Source organism: Leptospira wolffii serovar Khorat str. Khorat-H2, from assembly GCF_000306115.2.
GTDB classification, from domain to species: domain Bacteria; phylum Spirochaetota; class Leptospiria; order Leptospirales; family Leptospiraceae; genus Leptospira_B; species Leptospira_B wolffii.
Window position 1 is genome coordinate 418,441 of record NZ_AKWX02000023.1, and the last position, 26,442, is coordinate 444,882.

Consider the following 26,442-nt stretch of genomic DNA (forward strand, 5'->3'; position numbering starts at 1 on the left):
GTAGGTTATGTGGAAGGCCATCTCCCGATACCGAACTCTCCGTTTCCTTTCGATCCTTATTTCCTTACTCTGCTTTCTCGGCGCGGATATTTCCGCTAACGAGGACATCTTTCTTGGCATTCGTTCCTCTTTGGAATCCAGAGTGAAGAAGGTGGTATTGAAAAACGGAATCCGACTCCTGATGATGAAAAGGGAAGGATCTCCTACTGTCGCAGTTTATACCAAATTTCTCGTAGGGGCCGCCGATGAGACTCCGGATATAGCGGGCACAGCTCATCTTCTGGAGCATATGCTTTTCAAGGGTACCAAGAACATCGGCGTCAATAATTACGAAAAGGAAAAGGTCTATCTGGACCAGATCCGGGTCTGGGGAAAGAGATTGGACTCTTACCGACTGGAGGAGCGTAGGTTGATCCAAGCGGGTGAGCCGGTCCCGGAGAAACTCATCACCGAAAAGAGCGTCTTAGAGACTAGATTCAGGAATTTGTTGGAGCTCCATCGAAAGTTCGTGATCTCCAATGAGGATTCCTATATCTACGATAAGAATGGGGGAACCGGTTTCAACGCATACACCACTAACGACGTTACGAATTACCAGATTCTTCTCCCTGCCAATCGCCTGGAGATCTGGGCCAAGCTGGAGTCGGATCGGTTGAAAAACCCTATATTAAGAGAATATTATACGGAAAGGGATGTTGTCCTGGAAGAACGCAGGATGCGCGTGGAAAACCAAGGTATGGGAATCCTGAGGGAAAAATTCCTGGGCGCCGCTTTCCAGAAGCACTCCTACGGAATGCCCGTCATCGGATACGAGGAGAATCTTCCTTTCTTGGATATCGATAAGACGGAGGCTTTCTTCCGAAAGAATTATCGTCCCGGAAATATGGCCATCGGTATCGTGGGGGACTTGGATTTTTCCCAGACGGAAGCTTTGGTTCGAAAATACTTCGAAGACATTCCGGATTCCTCTCCGTCTCCCATTCCCCAGGCTACCGAGAGCTTCGATCATGAGCCTCGTAGGGTAAGCGTCACCCATTCTTCGGGCCCTATGAAGGCAATGGGTTGGTTGACTCCCGCTTCTCCTCATCCGGACAGACCCGTCTTGGATCTTATCGACGCCATTCTTTCCCAAGGTGAAACGGGACGCCTCTATAAGAGGTTGGTGTTGAGAGATAAATTGGCTCAGAAGGTTTCCTGTTGGACCGGAGAGCCGGGAGAGAGATACGCGAACCTATTCGCCATTTATGTTACGAACGTAAGAGGCGCGGATCCTTCCAAGATAGAATCCGCCATTCTTGAAGAGATAGAAACCTTAAAGAGAGAGCCGGTCACCGAAGAGGAATTATCCAAAATTAAGAACCAAATCGTGGCGGATTATATACGCGGGCTAAATAGCAACTCAAAGCTCGCGGATGTTCTGACTTATTACGAGTTGGTCGCGGGAGATTGGACGGATATATTCGACGATTATTCCCGATTGGATCGTGTGACTCCGGAAGATATAATGAGGGTCTCAAAACAATATTTCGTACCCAGAAATCTGACAGTAGGGGATCTTTTCAGCTCCGAAGGGGAGAAAAAATGAATATTCGAAAAATCTTATTCTCTCTGGCGGGAATTTTGCCTTTGGCATTTTTGGGAATCGACGCCGCTCCGGGCGATTTCGTAAAGGATGTGAAGATTCCTGCATTGGAATTCCATTTTCCGGAGATCCGTGAAATAGGACAGGACCCGAATACTAGGATACTTTTTTTAGAGAATTCCGAATTTCCGATTCGTACGCTTGAAATTTCCTTTTATGCCGGGCCTTCTTATTATCCCGAGATCGGTCCGGAGCTTGTGGAGATTTTTCCGGACGCATGGAAAAAAGGAGGAACCGAATCTCATCCCGGAGAATCTTTCGCGGAAATCTGGGAATCTTACGGTTCCAAAATGAGAGTGGATTCGGATCTGGATACGGTAACTCTTACTTTCTCCTGGTTATCCCGCTACGACAAAGAATCCAAGGCTTTGATAGGAGAATTTCTGAATAAGCCTCTCTTCGGTGCGGAATCCTACGAGCTCGCGAAATTGCAGCTCGGAGAACAGATCAAACGTAGAAACGATAATATCATGGGACTCGCTTTCCGGAAGGCGAACGAATTGGTATATAAAGGAAAGGTAAAGGGAAATTCCCTATCTTCCTCCCGTTTGGAAAATCTAAAAGAGGAGAATATTAAGGAATTCTATTCTACCGCCTTACTTGCTTCAAGGAGATCCGTTTTGGTATCCGGAAATTGGAACGAATCTGAGATCCCCGGGTTTCTCGCGGATATTCTTCCCAAATCTCCCGGCAATGTTCCCAAAGAATCCCAGTCTACGACTCAGTCGGAGCTTACCCAAAATCTAAAATCCAAAGATTTGAAGAATCTGGTGGTGGATAAAGCCAATACTCAAAATGTGGTTCTCTTTTTGGGAATCGGTCCCGCTCATAATGATAAGGATTTTTATGCGATACAGGTCCTAAACTACATAGTGGGCGGGGGCGGATTCAATTCCTACTTCATGAGTAGGATCCGTTCCGATAAGGGACTTGCATATTCCTCTTCTAGTCATCCTGTCTTCGAAAAGGATCATTCCGTTCTATATTTCGTGACCCAGACCAAATCCCAAAGTACGATGGAAGTCTATCAACTTATGGGAGAGATTCTGAGCGACTCCACATTCTCCAAGATCAGCGAAGAAGAATTGAAAAACGCTAAGGAAGCCATTCTGAATAAATTTATTTTTTTGTTCACGGATTCTATGGAGATTCTTAGAAACGAGGTCCGGTTTCGGGAACACAAGATGCCTAAGGACTACCTAAAGAATTATAGAAATAAGATACAGGAAGTCACTCTCTCGGATCTAAAGAGAGTGGGTAAGACTTATTTCAAAAGAGATAAACTGACGGCGTTGATTTCCGGACCGAAATCCTCCTTGCCTTCCGAGTTGCCGGGACAGAAGACGATCGGTCCAGAGGATCCGGTCCCGTAAAAATGGAGTGTCGCTTCGAACACAAGGGACACGTATTCGAAGGAATTTCCGAAGGAGGGATTCGCACCTCCGTAGTCATGCCTAGGCTCAATCTGATGTTCGATATAGGACACCAGAACCCGGATCGGGTCCATATCGAAAGACTTTTGCTGACCCACGCGCATTTGGATCATTCCGCGGGGATTCCTTATTATATTTCCCAGAGATCCCTGCGCAAATTGAATCCTCCTAAGATTTATTTGCCTGAGGAACTCGAATCTCCCATGAGGGAGATTCTTTCCCTTTATTCCAAGGTGGAGGATTTTCCTTATAAATATGAAATGAAGGGAACTCCGGAAGGGGAGGAATTTCCTTTGGATCCGTATCATTCTTTTAAAGCTTGGAAAACTTTCCATAGAGTCGCCTCCCAAGGATATACTATTTACGAGAAAAGAAAAAGGCTGAAGCCGGAGTTCCAAGGTATTCCTCATAAGGAGTTGATGGAGAAAAAATCCGCAGGTGCCGAGATAGACGAGCAGGTCACGAAGCCGGTGGTGAGTTTTTCGGGGGATACCAAGATAGAATACGTGCTTACCCATAAGGACGTCGCAGAATCGGAGATTATCTTTTTAGAATGTACTTACATAGACAAGGAAAGGGATGTAGCCGCAGCAAGAGAATGGGGGCATATCCATCTGGACGAGATCATTCATAATTTATCCGCGTTTAAGAACGAGAAGATCGTGCTCATCCATTTCTCTAAACGTTATTCGATTCCTTATATCCGCTCCGTCTTTTCCAAAAGAATTCCTCCTTCGGAAAGGGATAGATTCCATCTCTTTCTTCCGAATTGAAGATGAAATCGTCCGAAAAAGGTCCGAATAAATACGGAAAATCCGTCTTTCGGGAAGGTCTGGAAGAATGGATCGATAAAGAACTCGTGCCTCGCCCCTTCGAATGGATGGAGGATTTGGAAAATAAAGCGAGAGAAGATCGCTTTCCCGTCTTAAGCCCCGCTTCAGGGGCCGTCCTTGCATTTCTCGCACGTTCCTGGAACCCGGGAAACGTATTGGAGCTCGGAACAGGTTACGGAGTTTCGCTCGTCTGGTTGTATTCTGCCTTGGGAAATACAGTGAGGATCGTTTCCGTGGATCGGGAGAAACTCTTCTCCGGAACCGCGTGGGAATTCCTACAAAGAATAGACGGCGTCGGTAAAAACGTGGAGCTAAGGAACGCGGATTGCGTGGAATATTTGGATTCCTATCTGGCTTCTGAACCTCCCGAGGGAAAAGAATTCCTATTCGTAGATTGCGATAAGGTAAGATACCCCGAAATATTTAGTTTATTATCTTCTAAAGCGAAAGATAGGCGAGTTCGAGTCGTATTCGATAACGTTCTATGGCATGGAAGGATTGCGGATCCGGAAAGACAGGCGCCTTCGGACGAAGCGGTGAGAGAGTTATGGTCTTTGGTGAAGGCATCCGGCCTTACTTATACATTGTTCCCGGCCGGAGACGGAATATTATGTATCGATTTTTCCGAATAAAAAGCTTGTTTGTCCTTCCCTCGCTATGCTATATTACCGCGAAGGGTCGACACAATGACAAAAATTTCTTTCCCTCGAACGATTGCGGTATTATTCGCTTCCGTCTTCGTTCTAACGTACGGCGTAACTGCACAAAATAAATCGGCAAACGATTCCAAAGGATCCGCACTCGCAAACGCAGTAGAGGATCCGAAATACCAGGGCGATTATCTAGAAGAATTCCACTTCGCTCGTACCCTGGATTCCACCCAGACCAAGTTGAAAAACGATCTGGGAGCCCTGGAAGTTGTGGTAAAAAATTTCGGTTCCCAAGTCCAAGGATCCCAGCAGGACTTCGAGACGATCTGGAAAAAATATAACGAAGCATATCGCTACGCATTGATGAGAAAATACGTGGTTGCAGGTCGCAAGATGAAGGAGACCGAAGACGAGACCAATAAGCTTTACGGAAAATTCTCCGACCTATATAACCAAAAAGTGGACCAGCTCCTGGGAGAATGTGCGGATACAATCGTGGGGATCGAACAAAAGCAGGGTCCGGGCGGAGCGGCCAAGGGCGCGGCTGGTAGGGAGATATCTCTGAACCAGCACAAGTTGCAGATCGCTTATTACCAGTTCATCCAGGCTGAGCGCATGCGCAGAGATTCCAGATTCAAAGATAGTCTGGTTCATCTCAGACTAGCGAAAGAATACGGTATTTCCATCCTGAGCAAATTGAAACCCGAGGAGGAAAGTAAGAACGTAAGGGAGAAATACAAGGTGGATCTGAGCGATAATCGCAATATGGTCTTTGCCGAGTCCAAACTCTAAGCCCTTCCTAAATCCCGAAATTTCTTTCGGGATTCCTTGACGGATCTTCGGGGAGTATCAGGCTTTGTCCGATACCTCCGGAGAAAAAAATTTCCATTCGTGACACAAAGAATTTCCGTCTTCTTACTATCCATTCTTATATTCTCTTCCGCTCTTTTCTCACAAGAATCTCCGAAACAAACCTATAATATAGTGATCGATCCCGGCCACGGAGGTTTGGATCTGAAGCCCAAGGAAGAGCACGGAGACAAATACGATCCAGTTACCAAAAAATACCTGGAGCCTTATAAAGCGGGAGCTCAAAGCAAAGGAAGAAGAGAGAGCGAGGTGGTTCTCGCCCTCTCCAAAGAAGTCAAAGAGATTTTGGATCTGACCAAGACTCCCGAAGGTTTCGAAACTTTTCGCTCGTATGCAAAAAAGTTTACGGACGATTCTCTTCCTTGGATACGGATCGATTCCGATCTTACTAGAGAGGATACGGCTAAGGAAGAAGGCGCCGATCTTTCTTCCGATCCCAATGCATTCTATCGTCTATACGACTATCCCGATAAAAAAACGGGAAAGATGAGACCGGGGAGAATTTCCCGAATCAATGCGGCTCGCCCTTACTTGGTTTTATCCTTACACTTGAATCCTAGTTGGAAGGGACATCCGGGAGGGATGGCGGCGGTGCTTTCTCCTTCTTATCGAACCTTTTACTCTTTGAGAAAGATTTCCGAAGGAGCTTCTCCCAAGAAATTCCTGGAGGGTCCTTGGAGCGAATGGATGAAATTTAAGATGGAATGGTCCCGATTGGAAAACGCCGTCGCGGATGCATGGATCTATTTCAACGGATATTGGCCGAATAAAAGCGGTAAGAAATCCGATCTTTCCAATTTCGAAGGATACCGGCAGAATATGATCACCTGGAAATACGCCGAAAGTAACGGGTGGGTCGAAAAAGCGTTGTTAGGCGGTCCCGGGCCGTATGCCAAGAAGCACTCCGAGTATTCCGCAAAGGGAAAATTCTGGGATAGAGAAAGGGCAGAGCCGGAACTCTGGAGAAGAGAGGACGGGCCGGAGGGCTTTGGGGGAGATAATTATTATGCGGCTTCGGAACTCATGCGTTTCGTCCAATACGGTCTCAGAAAGATTCCTACCGACGACGAAGAGCTTGCGAATCCCGGACCGATCAACGATCCTTATATCTCGACTTATAGTCTTCCTACATTCATCAATGCGATTTCCGCCTATATAGAGATCGGATACATTGATAAAGAAAAAGATATGCGTATTCTTACCAAGCGCCGCAAAGATACTGCGATTTCGCTCGCGGTCGGAGTTTATTCCTTATTCCATGGGATCAAACTGAAATCCGCCGAGTATCCTTATATTCCTAAAGGAAAGAAGATCCATTGGACCCGATACGAGAATCTCAAAGAAGGCGGTAATTACTTCCGTATCGTGCGTAGCGAGGATTGAGGAAGGAATAGATTATTTATTAAATCACGTTCGCCCTGGAAATGAATTTCGAGAACAAGGTCGGAAAGTATTTATGAAATGCTACTCCGAACGATTCCTTCGGGCTGGCGATTTGAATCTCCAATTTCTCTTCTTGGACCGCTTTTAGAATTCTATCGGCGCAGTCTTCGGCGCTGATGGTCGCTTTTGTTTTGATATTCGGAACTCCGAAAGAACTTCCGTTTCCTTGGAGTGCATTCTCCGAGATTTTAGTACGAATGAATCCCGGATATACCATCGTCACTTTGATTCCTTCGGAAGCGTTCTCCGCTCGGAGTGCTTCAAAAAATCCGGTTAGAGCCGCTTTGGCGGAAGAATAACCGCTTCGATACGGTACTCCGAATTTTCCCGCGACGCTAGAAACGGAGATGATCCATCCCGTCCGTCTTTTTCGAAAATGGGGTAGAACGGCAAGAGTAAGAGCTATGGTCCCGAAAAAATTCACGTCCATGATCGTTTGGTAAGTGCTTAAGTCGGTCTCATGGGCCAAGGAACGCTGGCTGACCCCTCCGTTATTGATCAGAATATCGATCCGCCCGAATTTTTCCAACACAATCGGAGGATAAGACTTTAAGGATTCGTAATTCGCTAGGTCCAAAGGCAAACAAAGAGAATTGGAGTCGCTCAACCCGCTCTCCTTTTGTACTCTTCGCAATTCTTCGATTCTTCTTGCGGACAGAAAGATTTTCGCTCCATTTCCCGAGAGTCGTTTTACGAGAGCCTCTCCGATTCCGGAAGAAGCTCCGGTGATCCAGACTACTTTATCTTCATAAAATGAATTCATAATTTTACCTCAGGATTCCTGGACGACATTTAGGATCTGATCGCCTAAATCGATTCTGCGATCCGCAGTTCGAATGCAAGATCGAATCGTATCCTTAGGCTGGAGATATTCGCTTCGTTTGGATTGGCCTTGGATCTATCTAAAAACTCCCGGGTGTGAATCAGTATTGGGGGTGTGAAAGCTGGAGGAATATCCCTATGATAAAGTTGATCCACTTATAGATAGAAACATCGATAAGTGGAAATTCGTAATGTAAATTTCAATAAGGGAATGGGTCGATCGCCCTCTCCCTTATTATTTTAGCTTAGAACGGAAAAAGAATGGCGACTCTTTCCGAAATTGCGTTTCAAGAACTCCGCCGCCTTCCTGCCGATCTCCTTTCCTAATTCCACGGTTTCTATCAATCTGGACTCTTTGGTTGTGATGAGTCCCACAGGCAGTTTCGTCTCCGGACCGATCGTATAGATTCGAACCCCTTTGGGAGGATTGGAGGCGATGGCTCTTCCGAGATTATAATTCGTATGATGGGAAATCTTCATAATCTTGGATAATTTCCGATCCAAAGGAAAGGAGAGAAAACGACTCACCGAAGTCAGGGGAGGGGAAAGATGTTCGATCGGAGAATTTAGTACGACCGTAATATCCTTATATCCAGCTTCGATTAGATCTTCCAGAGGCAAAGGATTTAGGATGGCCGCATCGGATAGATATTCCCCGTCGATTTTATACTTTCCTTTCGTGGCTATCGGCAAAGAAGTCGCGGCTTTCAATAAATCGAAAAGATTTTCCTTGGTAGCTTTCCTGTATTCTATGGATCGGGATCTAAGATTGCTGACTGCGATTCTCAGTTCGGGAAGTCCTTTCTTTCCCAGGTTCTCCGTAACGATACGGTATTTTTTTCGGAATAAATAATCTATTAAATATTTCTGATCTAAGAAGGTCCTACCGAAAATCGGGTTCAGGACCGATATGAGTTTTTTCCCTGCTAGTTCATATTTCCATATCGAAAGAGTATGATCCCCCGCTACCGGTTCGGGATTCGGTGTGGTCGCATAATAGGCTGCGCAGCAGGCACCCGAGGAGACTGCGAGAATCAAATCGAAATTTTGAGCGGGAAGAGTGCAGTTCAACGAATGCAAGACTCCTCCTGCAAACGCACCTTTCATTCCTCCTCCTTCCACTAACAACGCTCTCGCACCTTTTTTAGCTTTTGGTAGTTGCATCAATCTCTCCTTTCGGAATCGAAGAATTTCCTTTCAATCCCGTTTACAAAAGATAAGAGGTTTTCCATCTCCAAAGGTTGCAAATTTGAGAAGGATTTTTGCGCGCATTCTTCGCAGAATTTATAAAACGCTAAAGTTCGCATTGATTTCGATCAATTCGAGAATCCGAACTTATTAGAATTTTCTATGTCTAAGAATTCGGAGGCTCGAAGCTTAAGAACTGTTTCTTATTCTTTCCAAAATTCTTCGGAATGGGAGAAAGTAGATGGAAAATAAGTTTTGGAAATCCTCATCTTTCTCTTCTTCCAATCCGAAGATCGTATTTTCGGCTTCTTCTTCTTTAGGAATATAAAGGCTTCCGAATAAAACATCCCATATCGCGAAAGAGACTCCTATGTTTTTGTTCTGGAGTATAATATTTGTACTATGGTGGATTTGGTGTTGGGCGGGGCTTAGGAGAATCTTACTCAACCAATTCGGAAATCGAAGTCCTATATGAGAATGTCTTAAATTCGCATATAAGTTAAATACGAAAATCCCGGCGTTTACTCCCAAGAAGGAAATCATATTGATCCCGTTGGGGAATAAGAATAGGGCCACTCCTGTAACGATTCCGGAGCAAAGCGCACCCAAAGAATTTACCAAGATGGCTTCGACGGGATGCACTCTGTAAACCGTCAGCGGATTCAATGCTTTTGCGGAGTGATGAAGCTTGTGAAATTCCCAGAGGAAAGTCTTATGAAGAAGCCAATGTGCGAAGAATCGACCGAAATCGTTCGCTAACCAGAATAAAATCGAGTATAGAAAGATGAAGAATGCACCGGGAGAGGGTATGTTCTCTCTCATACCGAAGGCTTCGTTCAAATGCATGCTCACGAAAAAGGATACGCTCGCCCCGGATAATACGAAGTAACCGAAGGATAAGGCGAAAAAGAACGTATTGATAAAATAATATTTGTAGTCTAGAAGTGCGGATTCGTGCAACCAAACCCGCTTAGAAAGAATCTCCCTTAAGGAATCCCGAAGCGAGGCACCCTTTGTTTTCCTACTTCTCCATGCGACAAAAATAAGAGTGATTAGGACGGAGCTAAAAAGGTAGAGCCAATAGATTTTTACGGAAGGAAGAAATACGATTCGAATCGGACTTAAAAGAGAACGAAGTATTTCCGTCAAATAGGCTTGCATCGGTTCTACATCTAAACGTAATGTCGGGGCAAAGCCGGTCAAATGGAATCTTAGAGTCCGACTCTGAGAAATCTCAGGCGGACCTATAAAATTCGGATCGATCGCTTGTGTTCTTGCGGGATAAAGGAACCGAGAAACATCGATCCCGCGATTCCCGGCGCTCTTTCTTATTCTTCGATATGGAACTCTTCCATCGATAAGGAAAATAGTCCCCGTGAAGTCTTGTCGAAGGAGGGGAAATAGACTTTTCCTTCAAAAGGGACAGCCACGGAGATATCTTTGATCATAGTTCCGTCATGCATATGGTAGTATAATGGTTTCCTTCCCTCCGAATCGATCACTAGGATTCCCGTTTTCTTTGCGATGGGTAGGATGCTTTGCGGTAAAGAAAGAAGAAATGGTTTCAGCCACGGATTGCCATGCACGAAATTTACGAGTTTGGATCTGGGTTTGATGATTCCTGTCCAAATTCTTCCTTTATCGTCTCTTTCCAGCCCGTCCGCAAGACCCGGCAGGTTTTCGAAAAGTATTTCCGATTTGCCCTGATTTTTTCCGGAGAAGAATGCTCTGATGATCCTGAATTTGGAGGTTTCCGTAAAGATAACGGACTTCTCTTCTCCATTCGATTCTTCTAAAAGAATTCCGTCTACGAAGGTAAAGCCGTTTAACGCTAACGATACTGTTCCTTCTTTTCTATCCAAAACCCAAAGTTTTCCATGAGGGAATAATCCGATCGCTTCCGGGACCGCACCGCTCCCCATGGCCGCGTTTTCCCTTTCGAAAGGTTCCGTAATGTAGATCCGTTCTCCGTCTTTGGATACGGCTAAATCGTTGCATAAGGAGAAGGAGCGGGAATTGGAGGGACCGAGATCCTTCAGTTTCAAGGTAGGTCTCTCTCCGGTCGCATAGACTTTTTCGAATTCTTCCTTATCTATTTTAGGTAAATCTAATAGTATAGGACGAATTTTTCGAGAGGAGATCTCTATTTCGTATAGTCCAACCCTGTTTTCTTCCGTATAGGATTCTCCGCCCAAACGGGAAGCGCATACTAGTATCTTTTCTTTCTTGGAATCCGAGAATTGCATCCCAGCGGGATTTACAGGGGGCTTTACCCAGGCCTCCGACTTCCCGGTATTCCGATCCAATTTCCAGACCCAGCCGTCCATTCCGGAAGCGAATCCGATTTTCCTTTCCGAGTCGAAGATCAGATCGTCGTGACCGGGTAGATCCCGCATTTCCGTCTTTAAGCCGTTAATGAACGGATCCTGTTTGCTCTCTACTTCCGATATCGAAGTAGGGACTTCTCCCAAAGAGTATGCGGGCCCTATCTTGATTTTCCCGGGATTACATCCTAAAAGCTGTATTATAAGATGGAAAATTAAAGTATTATAAAGTATTTTCATACTGCCTTTTGGAGCTTTCTCGCTCTTTTTACGTGAGGAACTTCCTCGTCCAGCCAATAGGCCCGATCCTTTTCCACCACTAGGATCTCTTCGAACTTGTATCCCGTCTTGCCTCGTCCTAAATGGGGTTCCACTGCCCAGAGTCCTATCTTTTCTCCTTCGTGATCCGAAGTGAGAAGTTCCGGTAGTATCTTATGCGTCAGGAATTCGTAGGAACCCTGTAGGCTAAACCAACTCGCAAAACTTACGGGTAAAATCGGTAACGAGAACTTAGGAAGGCGAACCTTGTATACCCTGTGACCTAAAACGGCGAAAGGATACAGTGCGTGAATATTATCGAACCCATCGGCCTTAACGTCCCTATCTATCTTTCTCCAAATTTCTCCCGCACTTAAGGAGGAGGCGAAGTATTTGGGAATTTCTTCCCTAAGTTTGAGAAGATATTCCATACCATGATCCAATTCCCGATTGGGAGCTAAGGAAGAAGAATAACCTATATCTCCGATATAACCGTCCACAACGGGAGAAACGTCGAGAATGTAGGATTCGTCGGCTCTTAATCTTTTTTTGCCGGGATGGAATTGGGTGAATCTTTTATAACCGTCGAATCTGGCGTGTTCTCCGAACCAGGCAAAAGGACGATGTAGGAAGATTTTAACTCCGTGATCTCTTAGGAATTCATTCATTCGCTTTGCGGTTCGAATTTCCGTCCAACCTTCCCGCATTTCTTTTTCGATCTCCGTAACGCATTCGTATGCGAGTCTTTGGGCCTTTAGGAATCCCGCCTTCTCTTCTTCGTTAGGAATCTTTATGGATTCGGATCGCGCTCTGGATAATTTTGAGGAAAGTTTGGATAAGAATCCTCTATCTGTAGGTAACGGCATATTCTTCTCTCTCGATCTAAAGAAGGATAGCAGTAAGGCTTGCGGTTCGCTTGAACGATTCCGGTGTAGGATGAATTTTTTAAAAAATGCGATCTCCCGATTCGCAGAATCTGACTTCGATGGATTTCAGATGCCCGAAAAATGAGGAGGGAACAAACCCGAAATTCTCCTTAAAGGTCCGAGTGAAATGGGCGGAATCCGCAAAACCCGCCGCGTGCGCCGCCTCTGTCAGACTGATTCCTTCCGTGAGAAGCCTACAGGCTTCCCAGGTTCTCACCCAAAGAAGGTACCTTCGCAGAGGGATTCCCAAATTTTCCTTAAATAGACGGATCAACCTGTCTTCCGAGATAGAAAAGTCCTTACCGATCTCTTTCATGCGGATGCTATCCGGGAGCTCGGTACGGATCTTTCGAGCGATTTTTAGGATCCTTTCATCGACGGTTTTTTTCAGTTTTTCGAACGGAAATACACAACGTAGCATTTCCATCTGGAGATCCCAGGCGTCGGAGTAATTTATATTTCCATAATATAGATCCCATAACTTTTCCATCAGAGGCAAGAAGGGGGCGATATCTAAGCGTCTGACTTCTCCCGATTTTCCGAAATCGGAAATGGATCCGTATTCGTGGGTTTCGGGATCGATCAATAATACCACCATCTTAATACCGGGAGATATCGTCCTATGATAAGTGTTGGGCCCGACCAGGGCGACCCTATATTCTTCTTTGCTCTTTTCCGTTTCTATACATATGGTTTTTTCCAAAGAAATGGCCAATGACGCCGCATAGTGCTCATGGAAATCGGTCTGCATCGCGTCGGTAGCGAAGATTACGCGAGTATTCCATAAATATAGTATTCCTTTAGGATCCGGACGCATCGCTCAAAATCGAAGAAATCAGATTCTTACGAACTGAGCGAGCGTTTCAAGGAGAAAAGTTCAGTTTCAGACTTTGAATTTTTCGGTGATGGATCTGAGAGTCTCCGCCGTTGTAGCAAGATTTTGTGCGGAAGAGGACATCTCTTCCGAGCCCGAAGCGGTGTTGAGAGTGTGCTCGTTGATCTGAGTGATGACTGCGGCGATTTCTCGGACCGCGCGTTTTTGCTCGTCCGTGGATAATTTGACCGCTTCCGCATCCGAGCCCATTTTTTCCGCTCCCTGGTCCACTTCTCTTTTTAAGGATTCTTGGGTTTCCGTGATGGAGTATAATTGGTTCATGGCCTCCGCAACGGAATCGATGTTTTGCATGATACCATGGATGATTTCTGCGGAAGAACGAATGGCATTCGCACCCGAATCCAGTTCCCGGTTATTGTTCGTAATCATGCTGCCTATGGAGTTGATGGAGGAGGCAGTCTTTTCCGCCAATTTGGAGATCTCGTCCGCGACTACCGCGAATCCTCTTCCCGCTTCTCCGGCGCGAGCAGCCTCTATCGCCGCGTTTAACGCAAGCAACTGGGTTTGGTCGGAGATCTCGTTGATGATACTGATGATAGCGGTCATCTCGCCGGAAGAATGTAGTATGTTTTCGATCATCTTACTCATCCCTTGGATGGATTCCTCTCCCTTCTTGGCCTGATTGGAGATTGATTTCGTAAGATTCAGGGTACTTTCGATTTGCACTCCGATCCTACGTACGCTTTCTGACAGTTCCTTGATCTTGGAGTGGAATTCCATAATATTCCCATATTGTCTCTCGGTAGCGACGGCGATATTTTCCATACCTGCCGACATTTCTTCCACGGTGGCGGACATCTGCTCCGAAGACGCTGCGGTGGATTGAGCTCCCGTGGCGAAATTTTGGGAGGAGGAAGTCAGCTCTTCGGAAGCGGAAGCAAGTTCGAACGCTATCCTTTGTATATCTTTAAGAGATCCTCTTAGGCTTTCTATGAAGGAATTCATATCCCGACCCATTTGGCCGATTTCGTCCTGGTAAACGATCTCTATATCCGAAGTCAGGTCCCCCGTCGCCATCGATCGGAAGATCATGCTCGCTTTTTCCAAAGGATTCAATCTTTTATTTAGAAGAATGTAAAGTAGTCCCACGGAAAGGACGGCGATTGCCAAGGCCGAGAGTCCTATGAAGAGCAAAAGTTCGAGTATGATATAGTTGATTTCGCCTTTTGGTTGTACCGCGATGATCATCATCCCCCATTTATCCAGATCGTAGGTGGTGGCGATATGATCCTCGTTTTGGTAATTGAACTCCAGATCCTCTCCCGTTTTCAGGGCCAACATTTTAGCTCCGGCCTCGTCTTTTGCCAGATCGTATTTTAGGATCAGCTCCTTGTCCTTAGTCGCGATGAGGAGTCCCGCCTTTGTAGTGACTACGACGTAACCGGCTTGACCGATCTTTATTTTTTGGATTACTTTTTCGGTTAAATCCGTCAAAGAGAGCGCGATCCCCGAGTTTCCTATCAATCTTTCGCCGTCGTAAACGGGAAAGGTGATGGTGACTATCGGCTTATTGGTCAAGGGATTCAGGATGGGTTTTCCGATAAAATATCTCTTTTCTTTTCCGGCTTTTAACTCTTCGGGGTCCATCTCTTCGTTCTTCAATTTATAACCGATGGCGTTTCCGTCCGCGTCCGCTATGACGGTCGGGTCCTGGCCGTAGGTATGAGCGTATACATTATCATAAACACCATATAGGTCTTTTAATTCCTTATAATATTCCTTCGCGATAGGACTGCTTGTCTTGACGGAAGCGATCGTGCGCGGATCTTTTGCTGCCATACGAATTACGTTGACATGCGTGGTAAAGAAATCGTCTATCTCCTGTCCAACGACTCCGACGGTCCCATGCATTTGGGCTATATACGTTTCCGTAATTTTCTTTTGCCCTATATAATAGGCCAACCCGGAGATGAAACAAGTCAGAGCGATCAGGATACCTGCTCCGGCGAGTAAAAGAATGAATTTTAGGCTGTTTCTTTGCATGAGTCTCTTTGTGTTAGGGAACTTGTTGTATAGGACGAAGATATCCCGATCTTAGATATCGAAGAAGCGATTCTTAAGAGAATCTAAGGTCGGAAATCGGAGAATCTTCCGATACCGATAGATATCATTTTGCAACGCTTGCTTGAGGCAACTAAATTGTCCGATCGCGTCGGGGAGAATTTTTCTCGATAACTAATGCTTTTAGCCTATGCGTGAGTGTTGTTTATGCATTGCGTACGTTCGATTTAGTATCGATACGTTTTATTCGGGAAAAGAGACTCACTGCGAACGGATCTGGATTTATCCACAGCGAGCCAAGGACAGAGGAAAATATTCGGACGTCCTATTATTCCATTAGTGATTTACGAAATTCGAATGAAAATATTCGCTTTCAGGATCGTCGTATCTTCCGATTTCGGAATTCGACCCGAGCCTTAAGAAGCCGAGGTTATCATCATGGGATGGATTTGCAGTATTTCCCCATCGGATAGTCTGAGGATAACTTTCATTGCCCCAGAATCGAAGTGAATTAGTTCCACACCGGAGAGAGTGACTTCTTCTCGCCAGAATGCCAGTCTTTCCCGATCGAACCCTTCTATCGGGGAACGAAACTTTACGTTAACGGATTTTCCGAGATATGCCGACAAATCGTGCATACTTAGTAGATTATTTTTATCGAAATTTTTCATTCTTTGAATTTATCACGAAACAAAATATCGGAAAAAATGAGATCCGGTCCGGTTGCAGGGTGGGGACTGCTGCCATATTCCATTCTTGGAAGGAGAGGAGATTCGCACAGGAGTCCTTCTCCGCACGGATCGACTCCCTGATATTCCTCAAAGGGAGTTGGAACTCCAAAGTAGGATTTTATTCTTGTTTCTTCTTCTCTTCTTTTTAGTCTGCAATTATTGATAATGATTCGCAGGATCATAAATTTATGCTTAAATCCTCTATCCGTTTACTTATACTAGCACCCTTACTTATTCTCGTAGAACCTATAAAAGCTTTCCAGGGAATCCTACAGCCTGCCTTCGGAGCTAGGCAGGCCGGAATGGGGGGAGCTTTCCAGGCGGTAGGCGGTTCCGTGATGGATCTGGAATCGAATCCTTCACATCTTGGCAGATTGAAGAATGCAAAGTGGGAACTAGGAGCTGGATTTCATTCTCCTCGGATAGAATACAAGGACAGATATATTAGCGGGGATCCGAACGAGGCTTATGAGAATAGCTTGGTGGAAAGTCCTAAGGCCATTCTTCCTTATCTTGGATATATAACTCCTTTGAACGATAAGGTAGGAATCGGATTCGCATTGTATTCTCAAGGAGGAGGAGGCGGGATGTTCTCCAATATAAGAAGGCTTTCTCCTAACGGTAAGACCTTGGATGAAACTCTGGGCACGGATCTTCCTTATATCGGAAACGAGAGAAGAATTTTAGAGAATCTGGTTTATAAATTCATAACAGTTAAATTCACATCCGGAGTTGGAATGAAATTCGGAAATCTATCCTTAGGTGCGGGATTGGATATAGTTTACGCTTTTATGGAAATGCAAAAAACTTATCGCGATCCGACCGGTTCTTTGGAATTGCCGGGAAGTCTTAGATACAATAGCGATCCATCCTATTCTTACGGAGGGAAATTGGGGATGTCCTACGATTTGTCCGATACGGTTCGCATCGCTTATTCTTATACTACCAGAAACTTATTGCCCTTAGACGGTAGCATGCGGGTTCTCGAGTCCGACGGGACTACGCAAGCATCCAGGGTTTCCAGAAATATGGTCTGGCCTGACAAACATATTATGGGGATTTCCTATAGAAAGGAGTCCTGGATTCTGGATTTCGACATTAAATTCATTCCTTGGTCCCAGAGTTTTCGAAGTAGCAAATTCGTTTTGGACCATTCTTCCGTTACGACTCCTTTCGGGACGGATTCTAACGTCATGCAGATGAATTTCCATTGGAAAGACCAATGGGTATTCTCTCTCGGTGGGGAATACAAATGGAACGAAAACTTTCGAACGAGGATGGGGTATAGTTACGGAAAGACTCCGACGGGAGAAAGAGGGGTCAGTCCCATGTTGGGAACGACTACGGAGCACCATCTGGCGGCCGGTTTCGGTTGGTATATGAAAGAATACGCGTTTCATTTTGCGGTCGAATACGGTTTTCCTAAATCGGTTTCCGGGGCCAAAAATTCGGACTGGACTCTGGCTCATTCCGTATTTCCAAACTCCGACGTGGAAGTTCAGAGATTCGATCACAGCAAAAGCATGTCGATAGTGAGCTTGTATTTAGGAATGGAAAAGAATATTTAGATTCTATCACATATAAAGCGTAAATTTATTAAAAAATAAAGTATATAAGGACTGAGATGATATGAGGAAAATTCCCTGGGGTGTGATTTCTTTTTGTTTATGGGCGGCGACCGTTTCCATATTCGGATATTTCTTTATCTTCGGAAACACATCCGTTTCCAAGGACGGTAGGACCTCGATACGTTTGACCGAGGACGAAAAGTTATTGGTTCTCACCGAAATGAGAGGTCTTCTTACCTCCGTCAACGGCATGCTTGCCGCTCTTGCAGAGGACGATTATGCGAAGGCCGAAGTCGCCGCCTCCGCTTCCGGGATGGCATTGGTGGAAAGCTTGGAGCATGAGGAAAAAAAGATTTTGGTCAAGCTTCCTATCGAATTCAAACAGCTAGGATTCGGAACCCATAGACAATTCGATACGATCGCTACCTTATTGAAGCAAAAGAAGGATCTTAAGATCATTCTGAAGGAAATGGACAACCTCACCAAGAATTGCGTGGCTTGCCATGCCGCCTATAAGATAGAGGAGATGCATAAGTGATATAGGTACCTTCTTTGGAAGGCCTCTAAATCGCTATATAAATTCTTTCCTCGAATTCGCGAATTTAGGAGAAGCGTGCAATGACGCTTCTCTTTTCGTCCAATTCGAGGATATGATTTTCCGCTTTTTCATTGAATCCGAAATCGAATCGAGTATTATTACTCCTGGATTGGACTAAATGGGTTTTTGGCGGGTCCCTAGGCGAATTCTTGTTCTGGAGGATCGCGAAGAAGACTATCGTGTATTCAGAAGTCTTTTGGGTGAGATGGAAATCGGTCACATCGTCGCGGTTCGGGTTTCCGATGTGTCCGAAGCGGAAAAATGTCTGCGTTCCGAATATTTCGATTTAATCCTCTCTTCCTACGGATCCGGAGATAGATTTCCTTCTTTTTGGGAGGTCCTGCATTTTTCTCCTCTTCCTCCCATAATTCTAATCGTGAACGACTCAAATGTGAGAAAGGAACTTCGGGAAAAGAAGATTCCCGTATCGGACATACTACTCAAAGACAGGCTGAACGCGGACGTATTGGAAAGAGCCATTCGTCTTTCCATCGAGCGAAACGAGTCCCTGGATCATCTCAATTTATTAAAGATGGGAATTGAGAGATCCAACGATATATTTCTGATTACCGAGGCTTCTCCTATAGACGAACCGGGACCCAGGATCGTTTATGTGAACGAAGCTTTCGAACGACTTACCGGTTATAAGCGCGGAGAAGTTTTGGGCAAAACCCCTAGAATTCTGCAAGGCCCCAGGACGGATCGTAAGGTTTTAGATCGGATTCGGGAGGCGATCTCGGAAGGGAAGCCGTGCTTCGAGGAAATCGTCAATTACGATAAGGATGGAAACGAATATTGGATAGAAATGGATATCTTTCCCATCGTAAACGATAAGGGCGTTACCACCCACTTGATGGGAATAGAAAGAGACATTACCGTTAGACGCTTGACCGAAGAAAGGCTCAGACAATCTCAAAAGATGGAAGCCGTAGGAGAATTGGCCGGAGGAATGGCCCACGATTTTAATAATCTATTAAACGTTATATTAGCGAATCTAGATCTTTTAGAGCTGAAGCTGCAGGATTCTCCCGAATTACTCAAAAGGGTAAGTTCGGCGCAGGGCGCCATCCAAAGAGGAGTGGAATTGAATAAGAGGCTCCTCGCATTCTCTAGAAAGCAAGCCTTAAATCCGGAACCGACGGACGTAAACCGAGTATTAAGGGAGTTTATTCCAATACTAGACAGAATTCGGACGGATAAGGTGACTATCGAATACGAACTTTCCGAGGACTCGATCATTTGCGACATAGAAAAAACCGCATTGGAGAATGCAGTGTTGAATCTTGCACTCAACGCTAGGGATTCGATGCCGGATGGCGGAAAGATATATATTTCCTCAGGTTTTATACGTAACGGAGATGCGAAAGGATCTAGGATCGCCGGTTTAGGCCTTGAGGATTATTTTTTGGTTTCCGTGACGGATACCGGTACCGGCATGAACGACGAGATCAAGGCTAGAATTTTCGATCCGTTTTTTTCCACAAAAGGAGGAGGAAAGGGGACCGGTTTAGGATTGACCATGGTTTACGGTTTTGTAAAACAATCGAACGGATTTTTGAAAGTGATTACCGTCCCCGATTATGGCTCCAGTTTTCTGATTTTCCTTCCCGTATACAAGGACGTTTCCCATAGTATACAAAGGAAACATACCGTAAACGGCAAGAAATACGGAAAAGTCCTAGTGATTGAGGAAAATAGGGAATCGGCGGAATTAGTCGGAGTATATTTAAGGGAGTTCGGATTCGAACCTATGAATACTTCGGACTCCAAGAGGCTTGCCGGATTCTTTTCGGGAGATTCGGATATTTCCTTCGTGCTTCTCGACCTGCAATGGGCCAAGAATAGGGGGATAGATATTACGAAAGAATTAACCAGATTCGGCGCTCAGAAAATAATCCTTTCTTCGGCACAAGATCCCGCCGATCCGGAAATTCCCAGGGACGTTCCTTTCATACGAAAGCCTTATACTAAGTCCGCTTTAAGAGACGCACTTCAGAAAATCGGAGAGACTCTTCCATGAAGGAAGAAAGAAACCGTAAAAAATTGCTGATTCTCGACGACGAGGAGGAGATCGCTAAAATTCTGGGCGAGATCGCGGAAGATTGCGGCTTCTCCGTATCTCTCGCACATACGGCTCCCGATTTTCTGAACCAGGTCGATTCTAGTTTCGACTGCGTAATTCTTGATCTGATGATTCCCGGCATGGACGGGGTCGACGTTATCCGTTCCCTTTCCGAAAAGGAAGTTCATCCGGATGTGATCCTCATCTCGGGAGCGGATCGAAGGACGATCCATAGCGCTGAGACCCTCGCGGGAGAATACGGTCTAAGCATTGTGTCCGTAATGGAGAAGCCCATCCGTATCTCCGATATAAAGGTCACATTCAATCATATTATAGAAAAAGAATCCAAGAACCAGGTATCTAAGGCCAAGCCTGGAGCCACAGGCCAATCTCTACGAGCATTCTCTAAAGAAGAGCTCTTGGACGCAGTTCATAAAAACCAATTCATATTGTATTATCAACCTAAGATAGATTTAAAGACGGGTAAGGTGGAGGGATTCGAGTCCTTAGTACGTTGGAATCATCCCGAATTGGGGCTGGTCTTTCCGGATTCCTTTCTGCCCGTTATGGAGAAAGAAAGTCAAATCCTGAATCTAATGACGGAAAAGATCATAGATCAGGCGATCGATCAGTGCTCGGGTTGGAATTCCAACGGTAAGTCTCTTCGTGTGGCCGTTAACGTATCTCCCGTAACTCTCACGGAGTTGGAGTTTCCGGAGCATATCTTCGCAAAGGTAAAGAAGAGGGGATTGCCGCAGAGCAATTTTCAAATGGAAATCACCGAGACCAGTTTCTTGGAGAATATAAGATTCACTCAGGATATTTTAACCAGATTGAGGATCCGGGGAATCGGCCTTTCTATCGACGATTTCGGAACGGGATATTCTTCCCTGAAACAATTGCACAGATTCCCCTTTACGGAATTGAAGATAGACAAGTCTTTCGTTATGGATTCGCCAAGAGATAGGGAATCCTTATTTATCTGCCAGGCTTCCATCGATCTGGGGCATAAACTAGGTATGAATGTGGTCGCCGAAGGGATTGAGAACGCCGAGGTCGAAAGACTGATGAAAGAGGCGGGATGCGATATCGGACAAGGATACTATTATTCCAGACCAGTCGCGCCGGATAAGGTTTCGGAAATTATTGCCCAATTCGGTTAATATGCGACGTTTGTTGCATCCGTAAGTCGGAATTCCTACGTATTTTACCGTCTTAAATCCTTAGTCCCCATATAGACGTTTAACGATCGTTCGCAAATCGGCGAAAATGTAAGCGGAACGAATTCTACTTGTATTCGCTTTTAAGCCTGCTAAAAAGGCCTGCCTAAGGTGTGTGATGTCTTCGCATAAGGATCATGAATTTTCGGATGAGAGCTTAGGCTCTTCTTTACCCTTATCGACTTCGGATATGGGTATGATCTTAAATAGGATATCCGACGCCGTAGTAGTTTTCGATAAGAAATGGAAAATTCTTTACTTAAACGAGCCGGCAAATGTTCTTTTCCGATTTCATAACGTCGACGTAGTAGGTAGGAACTTATTCGAACACTTTCCTCGAATTATCGGTACGGATTTCGAAACGAATTACAGAAAGGCGCAAGAAACCGGGGAGCCTGTCTTCTTCGAATCTTTCTTTTTGCCTTTTCATTACTGGTTGGATGTAAGAATATTTCCGACGGAAAAAGGCTATCTCGTTTATTATAAGGACATCACGGATAGAAAGAAAAAAGAGCTCTCTTGGAATTTAGGCGAGACTCTTTTGTGGAATATATCGGCTTCCGAGAATCTGCACTCGGCCTTCGAAAAAGTTATACGCACATTGATTCAAAATACCCCCTGGTCCTTCGGACAGATCTGGCGTTTTCAGGAGGGATTCGTTTTTATCCACGACGAGGACCCTTTCGTTTCAACTAACGATAAACAGCTGATTTTCCGGGAAGGCTCCGTCGGGAAGAAATTCAGCGTAAAGGAAGGGATTCTTAAGAAGGTTACCGAGTCCGGAGAATTGTATTTTATTCCCGATCTGGAGGCGGATACGGAACTTAAGAGAAAGGATTTTGCCTTGGCTGCGGGATTTCGATCCTGGATGGGCATTCCTGTTCTTTCTGACGGCAGATTCTACGAGATAGAGCTTCTTTCGGAGAGAGTGCTTAGCGGAGAAGAGGCTTATATCGATCTTTTGAGAGTGGTATCCAAAAGGTTCGCCGAGGTAGTGAGTCGTCGCGTCGCCGACGAGGAAAGGAAGACGTTTATCGAGCTTTCCTTGGATATGATTCTCACCATAGATTCGGACGGGAATATCCAAAAGGCCAATTCTTCCTTTAGAAGGATTTTAGGATACGATCGAAGGTCCATTAAGAAAAAGAATATCTACGATTTCATACATCCCGAGGACGTGGGATATACCAAGAATGAGATCGCAAAATTATGCAAGGAAGGCCATTCTTACGGTTTTGAAAACCGTTATATTACGAAAAACGGAGATATACGGGTTATCTATTGGAACTCCGTTCATTCTTCCGATTCAGGTGCAATTTTCTCGGTAGGTAGGGATAAGACGGAAGACCGTCTCGCGACCCAAAAATTGCAATTCGCGGCGGAACAGTTGACCAGAAGCAAGGAGGAACTTCAGCATGCGCAGAAGATAGCTAAGATCGGAAGCTGGAAAATGTATTTCGACGGCGAGCTTACCTGGTCTCCCGGATTATATGAAATTTTCGGAATGGATGAGAGCGAGCCTCCGAAGGGATTCGAGGAATTCCTAAGCTTGATACATCCCGAGGATAGGGAGAGAATTACTAAGAATTATATTAGACTCTCCGAAGAAGGAATTTTCGAAGATGCGGAATTCCGAGTGATCACCGCTAACGGAACCGAAAAGCATCTATTGGTTCGAGGAGAAACTTTACTCGATGCCGAAGGAAGGCTTATCGGAACGTCCGGAACCATGCAGGATATCACGGAACAAAAAGAATGGAACGATTCCATGAGGCAATTCCAGAAGATGGAAGCGGTAGGTCAACTGGCCGGAGGAATGGCTCACGATTTCAATAATCTTCTAAACGTCATACTTGCAAATCTGGATCTATTGGAACTGAAGCTAAAGGATTCTCCGGAGCTGATGAAGCGAGTGAGTTCCGCTCAGGATGCGGTTAAGCGAGGAGCGGAGGCGAACCGCAGGCTATTATCTTTTTCCAGAAGACAAGCGATCAATCCAGAGACTTACGATGTGAGTCGCGTAGTCCAGGAATTCGCTCCCGTATTGACTCGGATCCGAAACGATGTCGTAACTATAGATTTTTCCTTCGAAGATTTTCCTTTATGCTGCGACTTCGAGAGGAACGGATTGGAAAACGCGCTTCTGAACATGGGAATCAACTCCAGGGATGCCATGCCGCAGGGAGGAAGGATTTTAGTATCCGTTTCCTTTTGTCCCGCCGGAACGGAAAGAGCGGTCGTACCAGGACTCCAGGAAATGGGGGATTGCTGTCTGATTTCCGTTCGAGACGAGGGAATCGGAATGGATGCGATTACTCGGGAGAGAATTTTCGAACCATTCTTTACTACCAAGGGAGCGGGAAAGGGAACCGGGTTGGGTATGCCTATGGTTTACGCTTTCGTTCAACAATCTCGAGGAGCGATTCATGTCCATAGCGAACCGGATAAAGGAACGCAAGTGGATATTTTTCTACCGCTCTCCAGAAGCGTTTCCGAAGAATTGGTAATGAACGACGACCTCGTGGACGGGAGAATCGTAATCGTCGAGAAAAACTTCAAGGGTATATCGGGGCTTTCCGGTCTATTGAAAAGAATCGGTTTCGACGTGCTTCAGGTATACGATATTTACGAACTGAAGGCGATTCTAGGAATGTATTCCGAGATATTCGCTATTTTTGCCGATGAAGAACTTGCCTTTCGATCGGATTATTCCGAGGATTGGGCGCCGGTGTTGCAGCAGCGCAATCTTATTCCTACTTCCGAGTGGAATTCGGAAAGCAGGAGCGGATATCAGAATCATCTCAAACGACCATACAGTTGGTCGAAGGTTCGGCGAGTTCTATTCTCGTTGCAAAATTCTAAAAATCGAAAACCGTAGAGGAAATATTCTAAAAACCTAAAGTCAGTTTAAAAAAAATCCAAAGTATTTTTCCGCCAGCCCGGATACTTCCTATAAGATTTCCGCTGATCTTGGATTTCCCGCCTTTCCTTCTGATATAATTCACCGGAACTTCTTCGATCACATATCTTTTGCGAATCGCCTTGATTTGCATTTCCACATTCCATCCCCAGGTTCTGTCTTTAACAGCCAAACCCAAAAGGGACTTCCATTTAAGAATTCGAAACGGTCCCAGGTCGGTGAACTTTCTACGATAGAAAATTCGGATGAGAGTGCAAGTTAGAGCGTTTCCGAATTTTTGAAGAAAAGAAAGAGAGCCGGGCTCCGCTTTACCTAGAATTCTAGATCCGATCACGAAATCGGTTTCTGGATGTTCCGAAAAAGGACGGAGTAGAGCATAGATATCCTTAGGATCGTCGGACCCGTCTGCATCCATAAAGACGAGGAATTCCGGTTTGATTCCTTGCCTTTCTAAGAACTTAAGCCCGGCAAGACAAGCCGCTCCATAACCTCTTTCCGTTTCTTGCACTAAGTTCGCTCCCAGATCGAGAACGATTTTGGGTGTGGAATCCGTCGAGCCGTTATCCGCAACGACTATATGGGACAAAGATACGCCTAATTCCTTCAAGGAACGTATCACTCCCGGAAGACTTTCCTCCTCGTTCAAAGCGGGAATTAGGAAGTATACGGAGCTAAGATTTATCTCCGAGCTCAAATACTATTCCCCCCTTCTTAAATAGGATTGTTTCATCAGTTCCTCTGGAGAATGGATTTTGCGTCGGTTCGTTTTCAAGTCGGTTTCTTCTTTGTATACTAGACTGGAAAACGGATAAAAATCCTCGATCTTGCTGACCTTCTTTCTTAGTTCGGGACTAAGAGCGTCGTGTCCTTTTCTCATATATTGAGCGTTAGCTTCTTTTAGACGGACATGATAGAATTCCAAAATGATCTTTGCCGGAGATCCTGATTTTTCTTCCAGGGTTCCTTTCCAGATTTTTGTTTCTCCCGGAAGAATCCTTGTATCGCCTACTTTTCTCGCTTTCGGCCACCATTCCCATTCCTGACCGTATTTGGTTTCCTTCGAATCCAAAATCTTACCCGTTTTATCCAAAAGAAAGGCTTTAACGGAAAGGAAACGCTCCGGATCTCCCGTCGGAATATTATGAGCCGCATTCCGATTCGTTATGGAAATGGAATATTCTATTTTTTGTCCTATGGACTTCCATTCCGTCTCTCCTACTTGCAGTCCGCTTCCGTAACCTCCTGGAATTTGCTTGGGATACAAATCGAATTTTTTAGGCACTCCGCCGCCTATGAACGAATGTTTATGCGCCGTCCGGATAGGAGTGTTTAGTTCCTTCTTGACGATTCTTCTTCGTATCTCCGGCATATGACAGGAGCCGCAGGCGGCTTTTCCGTGGGAATTGCCTTCCCGTATCGCTTCGTCCCCGGTCTTAAAGGCGCAGACTAATTGATCGTCCAAAACGTAATTCGCATTATGACAGTCTAAACAGCGATTTCTTAAACTATCAGGATCGATCCGAACCGGATGGGGAGGGCTGGTTTTTCCGTTGGCTCCCAGAACATAGGATTGTCCTTGTTCATCCAACCGTATATGACAGACGGCGCATGTCACCGCTTCCGCCTTCATTTTAGGATCGAAATGAGGGTTCTTTTCTTCGATCGGAGTCCTGTAATCTCCGTTTCTAAGATAGCCAACTAACGTCTCTCTTTGATTCGAAATAGGCGTATGACAATTTAGGCAAAGCCATTTAGGGGAGGACTCCTTGGATAATTCGGATTGGAATTGCAGATCCGAAAGCGCGTTAGCGTGGGTGGAAGTCTTCCACTCTTCATAGATTTCCTTATGGCAATTACCGCAATTCTCGGCTCTTACTTCACCTACTCCTTTTAGAGGAGGAAGATAGGGAAGAGGTTTGGCCCAAGGCTTTTCTCCGAATACGTCTTCGATCGGAACGATTTCCTTTGTGGGCCAAACTAGGTAAACGCTTGCAATGATCAGGATTAGGAAGAGACTTCCGGCATAGAATTTTCTCTCTTTTAATAGGGACATCTATC

At 45.3% G+C, this 26,442-nt stretch carries 21 protein-coding genes and 1 pseudogene; 11 read left to right on the forward strand and 11 right to left on the reverse strand.

Annotation, left to right across the window (positions count from 1 at the left end):
• Positions 1-7: 7 nt before the first annotated feature.
• The 6 genes from LEP1GSC061_RS20080 to LEP1GSC061_RS20105 all read left to right on the forward strand — a co-directional run bounded on the left by LEP1GSC061_RS20080 (position 8) and on the right by LEP1GSC061_RS20105 (position 6,811).
• Positions 8-1,585: a M16 family metallopeptidase gene (locus LEP1GSC061_RS20080; RefSeq protein ID WP_016547016.1), complete on the forward strand. Its 1,578-nt coding sequence runs from the start codon at positions 8-10 to the stop codon at positions 1,583-1,585.
• Positions 1,582-3,015, forward strand: coding sequence for a M16 family metallopeptidase (locus tag LEP1GSC061_RS20085; protein WP_016546947.1), 1,434 nt, complete (start codon positions 1,582-1,584; stop codon positions 3,013-3,015). The genes LEP1GSC061_RS20080 and LEP1GSC061_RS20085 overlap by 4 nt, the downstream gene beginning before the upstream one ends.
• A gap of 2 nt (positions 3,016-3,017) precedes the next feature.
• Positions 3,018-3,848, forward strand: a complete 831-nt coding sequence (locus LEP1GSC061_RS20090) for an MBL fold metallo-hydrolase (RefSeq protein ID WP_016547470.1) — start codon at positions 3,018-3,020, stop codon at positions 3,846-3,848.
• A gap of 2 nt (positions 3,849-3,850) precedes the next feature.
• Positions 3,851-4,540, forward strand: coding sequence for an O-methyltransferase (locus tag LEP1GSC061_RS20095; protein WP_016547393.1), 690 nt, complete (start codon positions 3,851-3,853; stop codon positions 4,538-4,540).
• A 54-nt stretch (positions 4,541-4,594) separates the two neighbouring features.
• On the forward strand, positions 4,595-5,350 hold the full coding sequence (locus LEP1GSC061_RS20100) for a hypothetical protein (protein ID WP_016547261.1): 756 nt from the start codon (positions 4,595-4,597) through the stop codon (positions 5,348-5,350).
• Positions 5,351-5,449: 99 nt separating this feature from the next.
• On the forward strand, positions 5,450-6,811 hold the full coding sequence (locus LEP1GSC061_RS20105; RefSeq protein ID WP_016547314.1) for a hypothetical protein: 1,362 nt from the start codon (positions 5,450-5,452) through the stop codon (positions 6,809-6,811).
• A 19-nt stretch (positions 6,812-6,830) separates the two neighbouring features.
• Here LEP1GSC061_RS20105 and LEP1GSC061_RS20110 read toward each other — a convergent pair whose 3' ends face one another.
• The 9 genes and pseudogenes from LEP1GSC061_RS20110 to LEP1GSC061_RS20150 form a co-directional block, all read right to left on the reverse strand.
• Complete coding sequence (locus LEP1GSC061_RS20110; protein WP_016547417.1) at positions 6,831-7,634, reverse strand: SDR family oxidoreductase; 804 nt, start codon at positions 7,632-7,634, stop codon at positions 6,831-6,833.
• 9 nt (positions 7,635-7,643) lie between these two features.
• Positions 7,644-7,769: pseudogene (locus LEP1GSC061_RS21985) on the reverse strand (fumarylacetoacetate hydrolase family protein); the annotation flags it as partial.
• Between the two features lie 164 nt (positions 7,770-7,933).
• Complete coding sequence (locus LEP1GSC061_RS20115) at positions 7,934-8,857, reverse strand: patatin-like phospholipase family protein (RefSeq protein ID WP_016546995.1); 924 nt, start codon at positions 8,855-8,857, stop codon at positions 7,934-7,936.
• Positions 8,858-9,070: 213 nt separating this feature from the next.
• Entirely contained in the window at positions 9,071-10,042 is a 972-nt protein-coding gene (locus LEP1GSC061_RS20120; RefSeq protein WP_016547361.1) for a sterol desaturase family protein, read from the reverse strand.
• A 167-nt stretch (positions 10,043-10,209) separates the two neighbouring features.
• On the reverse strand, positions 10,210-11,445 hold the full coding sequence (locus LEP1GSC061_RS20125; protein ID WP_016547027.1) for an SMP-30/gluconolactonase/LRE family protein: 1,236 nt from the start codon (positions 11,443-11,445) through the stop codon (positions 10,210-10,212).
• Positions 11,442-12,329: a M24 family metallopeptidase gene (locus LEP1GSC061_RS20130; protein ID WP_016547234.1), complete on the reverse strand. Its 888-nt coding sequence runs from the start codon at positions 12,327-12,329 to the stop codon at positions 11,442-11,444. The genes LEP1GSC061_RS20125 and LEP1GSC061_RS20130 overlap by 4 nt, the downstream gene beginning before the upstream one ends.
• 79 nt (positions 12,330-12,408) lie before the next feature.
• A complete protein-coding gene (locus LEP1GSC061_RS20135; RefSeq protein WP_016547071.1) occupies positions 12,409-13,206 on the reverse strand; it encodes a helix-turn-helix domain-containing protein in 798 nt (265 codons plus the stop codon).
• Positions 13,207-13,272: 66 nt separating this feature from the next.
• A complete protein-coding gene (locus tag LEP1GSC061_RS20140; protein ID WP_016547142.1) occupies positions 13,273-15,267 on the reverse strand; it encodes a methyl-accepting chemotaxis protein in 1,995 nt (664 codons plus the stop codon).
• A gap of 685 nt (positions 15,268-15,952) precedes the next feature.
• Positions 15,953-16,198, reverse strand: a complete 246-nt coding sequence (locus LEP1GSC061_RS20150; protein ID WP_040510073.1) for a hypothetical protein — start codon at positions 16,196-16,198, stop codon at positions 15,953-15,955.
• Positions 16,199-16,204: 6 nt separating this feature from the next.
• Here LEP1GSC061_RS20150 and LEP1GSC061_RS20155 point away from each other — a divergent pair, with 6 nt between their 5' ends.
• From LEP1GSC061_RS20155 to LEP1GSC061_RS20930, 5 genes are all read left to right on the forward strand, one after another.
• On the forward strand, positions 16,205-17,584 hold the full coding sequence (locus LEP1GSC061_RS20155; RefSeq protein WP_016547033.1) for an OmpP1/FadL family transporter: 1,380 nt from the start codon (positions 16,205-16,207) through the stop codon (positions 17,582-17,584).
• 61 nt (positions 17,585-17,645) lie between these two features.
• Positions 17,646-18,122, forward strand: a complete 477-nt coding sequence (locus LEP1GSC061_RS20160) for a hypothetical protein (protein WP_016547026.1) — start codon at positions 17,646-17,648, stop codon at positions 18,120-18,122.
• Positions 18,123-18,300: 178 nt separating this feature from the next.
• Entirely contained in the window at positions 18,301-20,202 is a 1,902-nt protein-coding gene (locus tag LEP1GSC061_RS20165) for a PAS domain-containing protein (RefSeq protein ID WP_040510075.1), read from the forward strand.
• Positions 20,199-21,407 carry an EAL domain-containing response regulator gene (locus tag LEP1GSC061_RS20170; RefSeq protein ID WP_016547012.1) on the forward strand — a complete coding sequence of 403 codons (1,209 nt, stop codon included), beginning with the start codon at positions 20,199-20,201 and terminating at the stop codon, positions 21,405-21,407. The genes LEP1GSC061_RS20165 and LEP1GSC061_RS20170 overlap by 4 nt, the downstream gene beginning before the upstream one ends.
• A gap of 253 nt (positions 21,408-21,660) precedes the next feature.
• A complete protein-coding gene (locus LEP1GSC061_RS20930) occupies positions 21,661-24,342 on the forward strand; it encodes a PAS domain-containing protein (protein WP_198014292.1) in 2,682 nt (893 codons plus the stop codon).
• A gap of 10 nt (positions 24,343-24,352) precedes the next feature.
• On the opposite strand, the gene LEP1GSC061_RS20180 is transcribed toward LEP1GSC061_RS20930, so the two are convergent.
• Together LEP1GSC061_RS20180 and LEP1GSC061_RS20185 are read right to left on the reverse strand one after the other, a co-directional pair.
• On the reverse strand, positions 24,353-25,078 hold the full coding sequence (locus LEP1GSC061_RS20180; RefSeq protein ID WP_016547305.1) for a glycosyltransferase family 2 protein: 726 nt from the start codon (positions 25,076-25,078) through the stop codon (positions 24,353-24,355).
• A gap of 3 nt (positions 25,079-25,081) precedes the next feature.
• Complete coding sequence (locus tag LEP1GSC061_RS20185) at positions 25,082-26,437, reverse strand: multiheme c-type cytochrome (protein ID WP_016547257.1); 1,356 nt, start codon at positions 26,435-26,437, stop codon at positions 25,082-25,084.
• Between the last annotated feature and the right edge of the window lie 5 nt (positions 26,438-26,442).